Below are 13599 nucleotides of genomic sequence, written 5' to 3'. Positions count from 1 at the left end.
CGCCGGAATCGACGGATGCTCGCCCTCTGCAACCACATGGCCGAGGAGGGCTCGTGCACAACCGGAAACGCGTACCCGACGAGAACGAGTCGACAGCGAATAAGATCGGCACCACCTCGGGCGAAGAATTGCCCCAGCCTGCCACGAACGCCGGTTCTCCGTTGCTCACCCAAGTGCTCTTCCTTGCCCTCACCGGCGACCGAAAGGCTTTTGTCAGGATCGTTTCGCTCTTCGTCCTGCTAGTGGGCGCGGTGCTGCTCGTCGGCACGGTGCTTCCCTGGATCGCCGCCGCAGTCGGCAGCGGTTCGGCCTGGGCGAGCCTGTGGGTCCGTCGCGGGGCCCGCAACGCCGGGAACAGCTCCGCCGCCGGCACGCCCACCCGAGCGCAGTCGTGAACGAGACCGGCGAAGCCGACCCTTTCGACCTCCACCTCGCCCGCCCCCGGACGCTGCGGACCCACTATTGACATCTTGCCAGTAGTGCCGGACTGCAATAGCTTCGTCGCATGGCCGACTACGCCGAGATCACCTACGCCGTCGCGGACCGGATCGCCACGGTGACGCTGAACCGTCCCGAGGCGCGCAACGGCTACACGATCCGGATGGCCGACGAGCTCGGCGCCGCGATGGACCGCGCCGACCGTGACGAGGACGTCCGCGTGGTCGTGCTGACCGGCGCGGGCAAGGACTTCTGCGTCGGCGCCGACCTCTCCCAGGGTGGTTTCGACTTCGACCCGGCGACCGGCCCGGACGCGGCCTGGCAGGAGCCGGCCGGCCGCTGCTCGAAGCGGATCTTCGCGATGCACAAGCCGGTGATCGCGGCCCTGCACGGCGCGGCGGTCGGCGGCGGCATCACGATCACCCTTTCGTGTGACTACCGCCTGGCCTCCGAGGACTCGCGCTTCGGCTTCGTGTTCACCCGGCGCGGCATCTACCCCGAAGGCGCGTCGGCGTGGTTCCTCCCGCGGCTCGTCGGCATGGGCACGGCCCTCGACTGGATGATCAGCGGGCGTGTGTTCCCCGCCGCCGAAGCTCTCGCGAAAGGCCTGGTGCACCAGGTCTTCCCGGCCGGAACCGTGCTCGAGGAGGCCTACAAGCTCGCGCGCGAGATCGTCGCGACGACGTCGCCGGTGTCGGTCGCGGTGACCCGCCAGCTGCTCTACCGGATGGCGAGCGCCGAGTCGCCGTTCCCGGTGCACGAGCTGGACTCCCGCCTGATCGGCGGGCTGGGCGCGAGCCCGGACGCCGTCGAGGGCGTCATGTCGTTCCTGCAGAAGCGGCCGCCGGAGTTCGGCATGCGCGTCGACAAGGACCTGCCCCCGTACCTCCCCTGGTTGGACGCATGAGCCTCTACCCCCCGCAGCCCTGGACCCTGACGGCCGACGCCCACCTGTCGATCTGGCGGGTCCCGGCGCGCGACGTGCACCCGGCCGCGCTGTCGGTCGCCGGGTACACCACCGTCTTCACCGCGTGGATCGCCTACCGCGAACCCGGGCAGCTCAGCTACCACGAACTGCTCGCCGCCGTCCCGGTCCGCGGCAAACGGACCACGTGCACGATCACGCGGATCTGGGTCGACTCCGAGGTCTCTCTCGCCGGCGGCCGCGAGCTGTGGGCCATCCCGAAGGACCTCGCCGCGCTGCAGTTCACCGACCGCACCTTCACGGCGGCGACGGACGACGACTGGATCGCGACCGCGGCCTTCACCCGGAGGCCGGGCTCGCCGCTCGCGCTCCCCAGCCGCTTCGACGTCCTCCAGGACCGCGACGGCACCGCCGTGCGGACTCCGGTCGGTGCCAAGATCCGGCCCGGGCTCGCCGCGGCCGACTGGAGCGTCAACGCCCGCGGCCCCCTGGGCTACCTGGCCGGCCGCCGTCCGTTCCTGAACCTCGCCCTGCCCGGCAGCGAGCTGGTCTTCGGGGCTTGAACTGCACCTCTGGGTGATCACGTAACCCGCCTGGGTGAGCCCCCGACACGCCATCCCTTGGGTCCCGCGCGGGGACGCACCCCTACATGTAGTCTCTGGTGACCGGCAGGGCCCAGCGACGGGGAGACCGCTGCAGAGTACTGCCGGGCAGCTTTCAAGAAACCGCAGCGCACGGCCTCATGACGCCGTGTGGCGATCGAACGCGCCCGAAAACTTGGAGACACGCATGTCAGTCGAAACCGGTCAGCGGCCCTCGGCCGCCGACACACCCACCGCGATCCGGGTCATCCGGCGGGACGGCAGCGTGTCGCCGTTCGACGCCGGGAAGATCTCGGTCGCGCTGACGAAGGCGTTCCTCGCGGTCGAGGGCGGCGACGCCGCCGCGTCCTCCCGCGTGCACCACGTCGTCGCCGAGCTGACCCAGCAGGTCGAGACCACCCTGCTGCGCCACGCCGGCCCCGAGACCGCCCTCCACATCGAGCAGATCCAGGACATCGTCGAGCTCGCCCTGATGCGCGGCGAGCACCACAAGGTCGCCCGCGCCTACGTCCTCTACCGCGAGGAGCGCAGCAAGGCGCGCGAGGCCACCAAGCCCGCCACCGCCGAAGCCGCGCTGAACGTCAAGGGTGTCGACGGCGTGCTGCGTCCGCTCGACTGGGCGCGCGTGTCCCACGTCGTGGGAGAAGCCGTCGCCGGCCTCGAAGACGTCACCGCCGAGCCGGTGCTGGCCGAGGCCAAGCGCAACCTCTACGACGGCATCAGCGCCGACGAGCTGGCCCTGGCCCAGGTCCTGGCCGCCCGCGTGCTGGTCGAGCAGGAGCCGAACTACTCGTTCGTCTCCGCGCGCCTGCTGCTGGACAAGCTCCGCGGCGAGGCCCTGAGCTACCTGGCGAAGAAGCCGCGTCAGGCCAGCCAGGACGAGATGGCCGTCGAGTACCCCGCGTACTTCCGCGCCTACCTGCGCCGGGCGGTCGAGCTGGAGCTGGTCGACGGCGAGCTGCTGTCCTTCGACCTGGACAAGATCACCGCGGCCATCCACGCCGAGCGCGACCTCGACTTCGGCTTCCTCGGCCTGCAGACCCTCTACGACCGGTACTTCCAGCACCACGAGGGCACCCGTTTCGAGCTGCCGCAGGCGTTCTTCATGCGCGTCGCCATGGGTCTCGCGATCCGCGAGGACGACCGCGAAGCCCGCGCCATCGAGTTCTACGAGCTGCTCTCGACGTTCCACTTCATGGCGTCGACCCCGACGCTGTTCAACTCCGGCACCACCCGCGCGCAGCTGTCGTCCTGCTTCCTGACCACGGTGGACGACGACCTGGACTCGATCTTCCAGGCGTACAAGAACAACGCGCTGCTGGCCAAGTACTCGGGCGGCCTCGGCAACGACTGGACCCCGGTCCGCGGCCTCGGCGCGCACATCAAGGGCACCAACGGCCAGTCGCAGGGTGTCGTGCCGTTCCTCAAGATCGCCAACGACACCGCCGTCGCGGTCAACCAGGGCGGCAAGCGCAAGGGCGCGGCCTGCGCGTACCTCGAGACCTGGCACGTGGACATCGAGGAGTTCCTCGACCTGCGCAAGAACACCGGTGACGACCGCCGGCGCACCCACGACATGAACACCGCGAACTGGGTGCCCGACGAGTTCCTCCGCCGCGTCGAGGCCGACGCGCAGTGGACGCTGTTCTCCCCGAACGAGACCCCGGACCTGCACGACCTCTACGGCAACGAGTTCGCTGCCCGCTACCGCGAGTACGAGGCGATGGCCGAGCGCGGCGAGATCAAGGTGTTCCGCAAGATCCGCGCGGTCGAGCTGTGGCGCCGCATGCTGACCATGCTGTTCGAGACCGGCCACCCGTGGATCACGTTCAAGGACCCGTGCAACCTGCGCTCGCCGCAGCAGCACGTCGGTGTCGTGCACTCGTCCAACCTGTGCACCGAGATCACGCTGAACACCACCACCGACGAGGTCGCGGTCTGCAACCTCGGCTCGGTGAACCTGCTCAAGCACGTCACGCCGGCCGGTTTGGACACCCAGCGCCTCGAGAAGACCGTGCGCACGGCCGTCCGCATGCTGGACAACGTGATCGACATCAACTTCTACACGATCCCGGAGGCGCGCCGCTCCAACCTGCGCCACCGCCCGGTCGGCCTGGGCATCATGGGCTTCCAGGACGCGCTGTTCGAGATCGGCGTCCCGTTCGCCTCCGACGAGGCCGTGAAGTTCGCCGACACCTCGATGGAGCACCTGTCCTACTACGCGATCTCGGCGTCGACCGACCTCGCCGAGGAGCGCGGGCAGTACCAGTCGTTCGAGGGTTCGCTGTGGAGCAAGGGCATCCTGCCGATCGACTCGCTGCAGCTGCTCATCGACGCGCGTCAGGGTGACGGCCTGGACATCGACACCTCGTCCACTTTGGACTGGGCGCCGCTGCGCGAGCGCGTCAAGACCGTCGGCATGCGCAACTCCAACGTGATGGCGATCGCGCCGACCGCGACGATCTCCAACATCTCCGGTGTCGGCCAGTCGATCGAGCCGCTGTTCCAGAACCTGTTCGTCAAGTCGAACATGTCCGGCGACTTCACCGTCGTCAACCCGCACCTGGTCAAGAGCCTCAAGGAGCGCGGGCTCTGGGACGAGGTCATGGTCAGCGACCTCAAGTACTTCGACGGTTCCCTGGGCCAGATCGACCGCGTCCCGGACGACCTGAAGGCGTTGTACGCCACGGCGTTCGAGATCGAGTCGAAGTGGATCGTCGACGCCGGTTCGGTGCGCCAGAAGTGGATCGACCAGGCGCAGTCGCTGAACCTGTACATCGCGGCGCCGAGCGGCCGCAAGCTCGACGAGCTGTACCGCTACGCGTGGCACAAGGGCCTCAAGACCACGTACTACCTGCGGGCGCGATCCGCGACGCACGTGGAGAAGAGCACCCTGCGCGGCACCGACGGCAAGCTGAACGCCGTCTCGGCCACCCCGGCTCCCGCGGCTCCGGCGGCCACCCCGGCCCCCGCGCCGACGCCGGCCCCGGCGCCCAGCCCGTCGCCCTCGGCGGCGGTGCCCGCCGTGCCGGTGACCGCGCCGGAGCCGAAGGAGCTGCCGAAGACCGATGTGGACTTCGTCGCCACCGAAGGCGCCGCCTGCCGCATCGACGACCCCGACTGCGAAGCCTGCCAGTAAGGAACCTCAGGAACATGACCAACGTGGAGACGACGGACGCCACCGGCCTCGGGGAGATCGAGGTCGGCGCCGCCCGGATCGACGTCGACGACAAGCGCATGATCAACGCGCGCGCCGACGTCAACCAGCTGCTGCCCATGAAGTACAAGTGGGCGTGGGAGAAGTACCTGGCCGGCTGCAACAACCACTGGATGCCGACCGAGGTCGCCATGCAGGCCGACATCGCGCTGTGGAAGTCGCCGGACGGCCTCACCGAGGACGAGCGGCAGATGCTCAAGCGCAACCTGGGCTTCTTCGCGACCGCGGAGTCCTTGGTGGCCAACAACATCGTGCTCGCGGTGTACCGGCAGATCACCAACCCCGAGTGCCGCCAGTACCTGTTGCGCCAGGCGTTCGAGGAAGCCGTGCACACGCACACCTTCCAGTACATCTGCGAGAGCCTCGGCCTGGTCGAGGGCGAGCTGTTCAACATGTACCGCGAGGTCCCCTCCATTTCGGAGAAGGACGCGTGGGCGCTGAAGTACACGCAGAACCTGGAGAACCCGGACTTCGAGACCGGGACGCCGGAAGCCGACCAGGCATTCCTGCGTGACCTCGTGGCGTTCTACGTGATCTTCGAGGGCATGTGGTTCTACACCGGCTTCGCGCAGATCCTGTCGCTGGGCCGCCGGAACAAGATGGTCGGCATCGCCGAGCAGTACCAGTACATCCTGCGCGACGAGTCGATCCACCTGAACTTCGGCATCGACTGCATCAACCAGATCAAGATCGAGAACCCGCACCTGTGGACCGAGGAGTTCCAGGCCGAGGTGCGCGGCATGCTGAAGGACGCGTGCGAGCTCGAGGTCAACTACGCGCGCGACACCATGCCGCGCGGGATGCTCGGCCTGTCGGCGCAGCTGTGCGAGCAGTACATGCACTTCATCACCGACCGGCGCGCGCAGCAGATCGGCCTCCAGCCGATCTTCGGCGAGACCGAGAACCCGTTCCCGTGGATGTCCGAGGCGATGGACCTGAAGAAGGAGAAGAACTTCTTCGAGACCCGCGTCATCGAGTACCAGTCGGGCGGCGCGCTCGACTGGGACTGACGTCCCGATCGCGGGTTCCTGCCTGGGAAGGATCCTTCCCAGGCAGGAACCCGCGGCTTTTCCCGGCCACGTCCCGGGTCCACGGTGGAGTCATGACCAAGACCACCGTCACCTTCCCCAGCGCCGGCATCGACCTCGCCGCGCACCTCTACGTCCCCGACGCCGCCGCCCCGCTGCCGGCCTTGGTAGTCGGGCACCCCGGCACCGGCGTCAAAGAACAGACTTCCGGCACCTACGCGCGGCTGATGGCCGAGCGCGGCTTCGTCACGCTGGCCTTCGACGCCGCGTACCAGGGCGAGTCCGGCGGTCTCCCCCGCGGCCTGGAGGACCCGGCCCAGCGGATCGAGGACTTCAAGGCCGCTGTCTCGTTCCTGACCACCCGGCCTGAGGTCGACGCCGGCCGGATCGGGCTGCTCGGCATCTGCGCTTCCGGCGGTTATTCGCTCGCAGCCGCCGCGGGCGACCACCGCGTCAAGGCCGTCGCGACCGTCAGCACCGCCGAGCCGGCGCGTCAGTTCCGCTACGGCGCCGACGGCACCCAGGACCCGGCCGTCTTCCAGGGCCTGCTCGACGCGGCCGCCCAGGCCCGCACCGCCGCCGCCCGCGGCGAGGACCCCGGCGTGCTGACGATGTTCCCTGCTACCGCCGAGGAGGCTGGCGTGCTGGGCGGGCAGCACGGCATCGAGGGCTGGGAGTACTACTGCGGCCAGCGCGGCTTCCACGAGCGCTCGGCGAAGTTCCTGACCTGGGACAGCGTCGACCGGATGGCCGCGAGCGACGTCTTCCACGCCGTGCCGCTGATCGGCCCGCGCCCGGTGCTGCAGATCCTCGGCGAGCGCGCGGCGACCGCGTGGATGGGCCTGGAAGCCCACCGGCGCGCGACCGGGCCCGCGGAGATCCACTGGATCGAGGGCGCGAGCCACGTCGATCTGTACGACAAGCGCGAGTACATCGACCCCGCCGTCGCGAAGCTCGCCGAGTACTTCGGTCAGTACGTGTAGCGGCGCACGGTTTCCGGGTGGATGACCACGCGGAGCTGGTCGGCGGCCAGGATTTCCTTGAGGTCGGCGGCGCGCACCGGGTCGTCGAGGTCCCAGTAGCGGGCGGCCAGGCGCGCGGCGAGGTCGTGGGCACCGTTCTCCTCCATGGAGACGCGGCCGGCGACCGACACCCAGCGTTCCCGCTCCCCCACGGGCGCCGCGACGACGATCGACGCGCGCGGGTCGCGGCGCAGGCGTCGCACCTTGAGCGCGTCCGGTTCGGTGAACAGCTCGACGCCGCCGGCCGTGGCCTCGAACCACACCGGCCGGGGTTCACCCCCGGCGACGGTCAGGAATCCGTGCAGCGGGCGGCGGAGGAAGTCGAGGTCCTCGGGGGTCAGTGCGTCCATGACCCCAGTGAACCGGACCGGCCCGGACGATCCCATAGGTGAAACCCTGGGTTTCCTGTGTCATCGTCTGATCGTGGACGCATTCGGTGACCTACGAGCCCGCGGCTCGCTGTTCGGCAGTTCGAGCCTCGCCGCGCCCTGGGCACTGCACTTCGTCGACGGCGCGCCGCTGACGTTGTGCACCGTCCTCGACGGCGGCGGCTGGATCGTGCCCGAGACCGGCACACCGGAGCCGCTGAACGCCTACGACACGGTGGTCGTGCGCGGGCCCGGCACGTTCAGCTTCGTCGACGAGCTCGGCACCCGGGCCGAGCCGCTCGCGTGCGGCGAGTTCTGCGCGACGCCGGAGGAAGGCGGCGCCCGCCACCGGCGAGGCTGGCACGATCCCGGCCCCGGCACGACGACGTTGATCACCGGCGCCTACCCGCTGCACGGCGAGATCGGCGCTCGCCTCCTGGACGCCCTGCCGGCGGTCCTGCGCGTCGCGGGCGGCGGCACGGGCGACGCGGTGCTGGACCACCTCGCCGCCGAGGTCGCGGTCGACGCACCGGGCCAGCAGGTAGTGCTCGACCGGCTGCTGGACTGGATGCTGGTCTGCACGTTGCGCGAGTGGTTCGACCGCCCGGGCGGCGCACCACCGGCGTGGTGGACGGCGCAGCGCGACCCGGTGGTCGGGCACGCGCTGCGGCTGCTGCACGCCTCGCCGGCGGAGCCGTGGACGGTCGGGTCGTTGGCCGGCCGCACGGGCGTGTCACGGTCGACGCTGGCCAAGCGGTTCACCGAGTTGGTCGGAGAGCCGCCGTTGACCTACCTGACGCATCGGCGGATGGCGCTGGCCGCCGATCTGCTGGCCGAAGGCAAAGCCGTCGCGGAGGTGGCCCGCGCCGTGGGTTACGCCGATCCGTTCGGCTTCAGTGCCGCGTTCAAGCGGGTGCGAGGGAGCAACCCGAGCGACTTCCGCCGTGTGGCGGATGGTGGACCGGCCGCGGCGCCACGCTCGCGGCGGTAGCGGGTTCGCCGCGCCGGCCCGACTGACCTCCGCCACGCTCGCAACCGCACCGGCCCGCCCGACCGCCGCCACCGCGGCGAGCCGGCGTCGTCAACCCGGCCCATCCCCACCGCGCAGCACACTCCCGGCCGCCGGCGCCGCGCACGCCCGATCCCTCAGCCCGCTGAGAAGCCACCCGAAAAGAGGACACCCCAACCTGTTGTCACATCGTCAACAAGGGTGCATCGTGTGAGGGGTAGCCGATCTCAGCGGGGAGATGGTCACTTTGCCGGGCACCGTAAGCCGAGCGGCCGAAGCACTGCGCGAACGCGTTCCGCCGCTCACCGCGCTTCCCCTCCCCCACAAGGTCGACGAACGCTGGCTGCAGTCGCGCTGGCCCGTCAAGGAACTCGCCACCCCGCCCGCCGGCAGCGGGCTCAAGCCCGTCCTGGGCGACGAAGGCCCACCGGTCGTCGGGCACATGCTCGAGATGATGCGCTTCGGGCCCGCCTTCGGCCTGCGCCGCTACGAGCTCTACGGTCCCGTCTCGTGGACCGGCGGCTTCGGGCGCAGGATCGTCGCGCTCTCCGGGCCGGAAGCCACCCAGATCGCGCTCGTCAACAAGGACAAGGCGTTCTCCCAGGAGGGCTGGAAGTTCTTCATCGAGAAGTTCTTCGAACGCGGCCTGATGCTGATGGACTTCGGCGAGCACCACCTGCACCGCCGCATCATGCAGGAGGCCTTCACGCGCCCGCGCCTGGCCGGTTACGTCGGCGAGATGGGCCCGGCGCTGCGCGAAGGCGTCGCGAGCTGGGGCTCGAACGACCGCCCGCGGCTGTACTGGGCGCTCAAGCAGCTGACCCTCGACGTCGCGACCCGCGTCTTCATGGGCATGCGCAGCGGCGACGACGCCCACCGGATCAACCGCGCGTTCGTCAGCTCGGTGCGCGCCGGCACCGCGCTGGTGCGCTACCCGGTGCCCGGCGGGCGCTGGTCGGCCGGGCTGCACGGGCGGAAGGTCCTCGAGCGCTACTTCGGCGAAACCCTGCCCGCCAAGCGGAACTCCGACGGCGACGACCTCTTCACCGCACTCTGCCACGCCACCACCGAAGACGGCGACCGGTTCACCGACACCGACATCGTCAACCACATGATCTTCCTGATGATGGCCGCGCACGACACCACGACCATCACCAGCAGCGCCATGGCCTACTACCTCGCCAAGCACCCGGAGTGGCAGGAGCGCGCCCGCGAGGAGTCCCTGGCCCTGGGCGACGACCTGCTCGACATCGAGGCCATCGACCGGCTCGAGACGCTCGACCTCGTCATGAAGGAGGCGCTGCGGCTCGTCGCGCCGGTGCCGTCGCTGACCCGGCAGACCGTCAAGGACACCGAGGTGCTCGGCCACTACATCCCGGCCGGCACCCTGTGCGGCGTCTCGCCGACGGTCAACCACTTCACGCCGGAGTGCTGGACGAACCCCTTCGAGTTCGACCCCGAGCGCTTCGCCGAGCCGCGCCGCGAGGACAAGTCGCACCGGATGGCGTGGATGCCCTTCGGCGGCGGCGCGCACAAGTGCATCGGCCTCCACTTCGGCAGCCTCGAGGTCAAGTTGCTGATGCACGAAATGCTGCGGGCGCACCGCTGGTCGGTTCCGGAGAGTTACACCGCGAAGTGGGACTACGTCTCGCTGCCGGTGCCCGCCGACGGTCTCCCGGTCCGGCTGACCCCTCGCTGACCCGGGCACGCACACCCGGTGTAACGAAAAGTTACCGCATGTGGAGATTCGTTCACTCGTTCAGCCGGTAGACACCCCGTTACGCGCATGATGGCGTGGCATCGATCGCGGGCGAGGGGTACCTAGTGTGGCTTCATGATCTCCGACACCGCGTCTGAACTGGGCTGACCTGTGCGTGAAGAGGTGGAGTGTGCCTGAGCTCGGTGCCGCGCCGGGACTGCTGGACGTGGCGCGCAGGTGGGCGGCGACCCTGGCCGACACCAAAGGAGTAACACTTCCCCCGGAGGAGCTCGAGAGCCTCGTGCTGGAGATCGCGCACGACGCGGTCGACCACGCCGGCCCGCCGGGGCACGACGGCGCGCTGCACCGGTTCACCGCGCTCTACGCCGCGTCCCCGATGGGGATCGCGCTGGCCGACCCGGACGGCGCCATCGTCGAGGCCAACCTCGCCCTCGGCCAGCTGCTCGGCATCTCGCCGGAGAAGCTGCGCGGCCGGCACCTCGCCGACCTCGGCTCGACCGACCACGACGTCTCGCGGCTCAAGGCCGGGCTCGAGCAGGTCCGCAACGGGCGCGAGCGCTACCGCGAGCGGATGCTGCTCGACCACACCGAAGACGGGCAGCTCTGGACCGACGTCACCCTCGCCCGGCTGCCCGGCGACCGGCCGGGGTCGGTCTACCCGGTGCTGATGGTGTCCGACGTGAACGAGCTGCACCTGCTGCAGGAGCGGCTGCTGCACCAGAACGTGCACGACCCGCTCACCGGGCTGCCCAACGCGTCGTCGTTCACGACCAAGCTCGAAGCCGCGCTCGGCGCGGGCGCCCGCGACGACATCGCGCTCATCTACCTCGACGTCGACGGCTTCAAGGTGATCAACGACGGCCTCGGCGCCGGTGTCGGCGACCAGGTGCTGCGCGGGGTGGCGGGCAAGCTGTCGGCGGTGTTCACCGGCCACCACGACGGGTTCGTCGCGCGGCTGTCCGGCGACGGCTTCGCGGTGCTGCTGCGGGGTGAGCTCACCGGCAGCGAGGTCGTCGGGCTGGTCGAACGGGCCCTGGAGGACCTCAACGAGCCGATCTACCTCGGTGGGCACGGCATCGGCGTGAGCGCCAGCGCGGGCATCGTCGTGCGGGCGGCCGTCGAGGGTGGCGCGGCCGAGCTGCTGCGGGCCGCGGAAATCGCGTTGCACCGGGCCAAGGAGGCCGGCAAGGCGCAGTGGATGCTGTTCGACCCGGAGCTCGACGCCCGCGACCGCGGCCGCTACCAGCTGGGCGCGGTGATCGCGGGCGCGCTGGAGAACGGCGAGTTCTCGCTCGTCTACCAGCCGACGGTGAAGCTCGCCGACCCCGACCGGCTCGCGGCGGTCAACGCCGGGCTGCGGTGGAACCACCCGGAGAAGGGCGAGCTCGACTCCGAGGAGTTCTACCCGCTGGCCCAGACCACGGGGATGACGGTGCCGCTCGGGCGCTGGCTGCTGGCGGAGTCCATGGCGGCGACGGCCCGCTGGCGCACGCGCTTCGGCGAGGCGGCCCCGGACGTGTGCGTGCGCCTGCCCGCGCGGCTGGCCATCGACCCGGACCTGGTGCTGCTGGTCAAGGAGCAGCTGGACAAGCACGAGCTGCCACCCAAGGCACTGCGCCTGTGCACCGACCGCGAGTCGGTGCTCGACACCCACGGCGAGATCCTGGAGTCGTTCAGCGTGCTCGCTGACCTGGGGACGCAGCTGGTACTGACCATCTCCGGCTCGGCGGACCTGGAGCTGATCCCGCGGCACGACCTGCCGATCCGGCACGTGATCCTGTCGGGCCCGGTGGTCGACGCCCTCGACACGGACTCGCCGCCGGAGCCGGCGCTGCGGCACCTGACCCAGCTGATCACGCGGGCCCGCGAGCTGAAGCTGCGCGTCGGCGCCGAGGGCGTCCGCACACACGAGCAGGCGGCGCGCCTGCGCCAGCTGGGCGTGATCGCGGCCCGCGGCCCGTTCGTCCGCGACTCGGCCACGGGCGACGAGGTCGACGAGCTGATCGCCCGCCACCCCGGCGACTGACCCGAGCGCCCCAATGTGGCCTTCGGTGCGTCTGACGCACCGAAGGGCCCCTTGGGTGCGTTGAATAGGCACTGCGGCGCGGAGCGCCTCCGTTGAGGGTGGCGGTGGGGGCATCGGTGGAGCAACCAAGGCCACATTGGGGCGCTTGAGACCGGCGCCGGGCGAAAGTGGACCAAGCCGGTTCCCCGGTGGTTCCGAAGACCCGGCAGGATGGGTTCTGCCGCCGACGAGAAGGGACCTCCATGGACACCGGAGACCTCGCCCCCGACTTCACCCTGCCCGACGACCAGGGCGCCGACCGCAAGCTGTCGGAGTTCCTGGCCACCGGCCCGGTGGTGCTGTTCTTCTACCCCGCCGCCATGACCGGTGGCTGCACCGCCGAAAGCTGCCACTTCCGCGACCTCGCCGCCGAGTTCGCCGAGGTCGGCGCGCACCGGATCGGGATCAGCCCGGACGGCGTCACCAAGCAGCGGCAGTTCTCCGAGGCCAACGGCTTCGACTACCCGCTGCTGTCCGATGTGGAGGGTGAGGTCGCCAAGCAGTTCGGCGTCTGGCGGAAACTGCTGCCGCTGCACGCGAAGCGCGCGACCTTCGTGATCGGCGAAGACCGGAAGATCCTCGCGAAGATCAAGAGCGAGCTGAACTTCACGGTCCACGCCGACCAGGCGCTGAAGGTGCTGCGCGAGCGGAACAAGGTCTCCTAGGGTTTCACCAGCCGCCACACCTGGTCGGTGCCGCAGCACGCCGGCGCGCGGTCGACGTCCGCGGGTTCCTTGCGGTGCACGGAAAACCCGAGCCGCGCCGGGACCGCGCCGCTGCGGACGTTCAGCTCGTCGTGCTTGATTTCGACGTAGCCCGCGCCGCGGCGGAACGCGTCCTCGGTCAGCAGTGCGGCCGCGCGGGTGATGAGGCCGCGGCCGGTGAAGTCGCGCCCCAGCCAGTAACCCAGCTCGACGCCGCCCTCGCGGGTCATCACGCCGATGCTGCCCGCGATCGCGCCGTCGACGCGGATCGCGTAGTCGTAGGAGCGGCCGGCCGCCCAGTTTTCGTGGCTCCGGTGCAGGAAGTCCGCGGAGTCCTCATCGGTGTAGCCGCCGACGGCCCAGAACATCCAGTCGGCCAGATGCGCGCCGGACCCCGAAACCACCGCGGTCAGCGCGGCGGCGTCGCCGGAAGTCCAGCGGGTCAACGTGAACTCGTCGTGGGTCAGGGTCTCGGCCGGAATCTCCATGCACCTCATGGTG

Annotated in this window: 12 protein-coding genes; 10 read left to right on the top strand and 2 right to left on the bottom strand. The window is 70.1% G+C overall.

The genetic code is table 11. The annotated features are described in order from the left end of the window. Nucleotides 1-53 precede the first annotated feature (53 nt). The 6 genes from M8542_RS08070 to M8542_RS08045 all read left to right on the top strand — a co-directional run bounded on the left by M8542_RS08070 (nt 54) and on the right by M8542_RS08045 (nt 7193). On the top strand, nt 54-395 hold the full coding sequence (locus M8542_RS08070; RefSeq protein ID WP_257919395.1) for a hypothetical protein: 342 nt from the start codon (nt 54-56) through the stop codon (nt 393-395). A gap of 110 nt (nt 396-505) precedes the next feature. Beyond that, nucleotides 506-1345, top strand: coding sequence for an enoyl-CoA hydratase-related protein (locus M8542_RS08065; RefSeq protein WP_257919394.1), 840 nt, complete (start codon nt 506-508; stop codon nt 1343-1345). Then, on the top strand, nt 1342-1926 hold the full coding sequence (locus M8542_RS08060) for an acetoacetate decarboxylase family protein (protein WP_257919393.1): 585 nt from the start codon (nt 1342-1344) through the stop codon (nt 1924-1926). Before M8542_RS08065 ends, M8542_RS08060 begins: the two co-directional genes overlap by 4 nt. Before the next feature lie 226 nt (nt 1927-2152). Then, on the top strand, nt 2153-5104 hold the full coding sequence (locus M8542_RS08055) for a ribonucleoside-diphosphate reductase subunit alpha (RefSeq protein ID WP_257919392.1): 2952 nt from the start codon (nt 2153-2155) through the stop codon (nt 5102-5104). A gap of 14 nt (nt 5105-5118) precedes the next feature. Beyond that, nucleotides 5119-6192: a ribonucleotide-diphosphate reductase subunit beta gene (locus M8542_RS08050; protein WP_257919391.1), complete on the top strand. Its 1074-nt coding sequence runs from the start codon at nt 5119-5121 to the stop codon at nt 6190-6192. Between the two features lie 92 nt (nt 6193-6284). Then, nucleotides 6285-7193 carry an alpha/beta hydrolase gene (locus M8542_RS08045; protein WP_257919390.1) on the top strand — a complete coding sequence of 303 codons (909 nt, stop codon included), beginning with the start codon at nt 6285-6287 and terminating at the stop codon, nt 7191-7193. On the opposite strand, the gene M8542_RS08040 is transcribed toward M8542_RS08045, so the two are convergent. Continuing rightward, nucleotides 7181-7582, bottom strand: coding sequence for a pyridoxamine 5'-phosphate oxidase family protein (locus tag M8542_RS08040; protein WP_257919389.1), 402 nt, complete (start codon nt 7580-7582; stop codon nt 7181-7183). The genes M8542_RS08045 and M8542_RS08040 overlap by 13 nt on opposite strands. Nucleotides 7583-7655: 73 nt before the next feature. Here M8542_RS08040 and M8542_RS08035 point away from each other — a divergent pair, with 73 nt between their 5' ends. From M8542_RS08035 to M8542_RS08020, 4 genes are all read left to right on the top strand, one after another. Next, the gene (locus M8542_RS08035; protein ID WP_257919388.1) at nt 7656-8591 is read left to right on the top strand and encodes an AraC family transcriptional regulator; all 936 of its coding nucleotides are present in this window, start codon (nt 7656-7658) and stop codon (nt 8589-8591) included. Nucleotides 8592-8847: 256 nt separating this feature from the next. Then, nucleotides 8848-10308: a cytochrome P450 gene (locus tag M8542_RS08030; protein WP_257919387.1), complete on the top strand. Its 1461-nt coding sequence runs from the start codon at nt 8848-8850 to the stop codon at nt 10306-10308. A 226-nt stretch (nt 10309-10534) separates the two neighbouring features. After that, the gene (locus M8542_RS08025; protein ID WP_257919721.1) at nt 10535-12355 is read left to right on the top strand and encodes a putative bifunctional diguanylate cyclase/phosphodiesterase; all 1821 of its coding nucleotides are present in this window, start codon (nt 10535-10537) and stop codon (nt 12353-12355) included. 242 nt (nt 12356-12597) lie between these two features. Next, nucleotides 12598-13059: a peroxiredoxin gene (locus M8542_RS08020; protein WP_257919386.1), complete on the top strand. Its 462-nt coding sequence runs from the start codon at nt 12598-12600 to the stop codon at nt 13057-13059. On the opposite strand, the gene M8542_RS08015 is transcribed toward M8542_RS08020, so the two are convergent. Next, a complete protein-coding gene (locus M8542_RS08015; RefSeq protein WP_257919385.1) occupies nt 13056-13586 on the bottom strand; it encodes a GNAT family N-acetyltransferase in 531 nt (176 codons plus the stop codon). The two genes, M8542_RS08020 and M8542_RS08015, sit on opposite strands and share 4 nt — an antisense overlap. Between the last annotated feature and the right edge of the window lie 13 nt (nt 13587-13599).

Origin of the sequence: Amycolatopsis iheyensis, from assembly GCF_024703995.1 — a bacterium.
GTDB classification, from domain to species: Bacteria; Actinomycetota; Actinomycetes; order Mycobacteriales; family Pseudonocardiaceae; genus Amycolatopsis; species Amycolatopsis iheyensis.
Note: the sequence above shows the minus strand (reverse complement) of the source record. Positions and strands in the feature narration are given on the sequence as shown.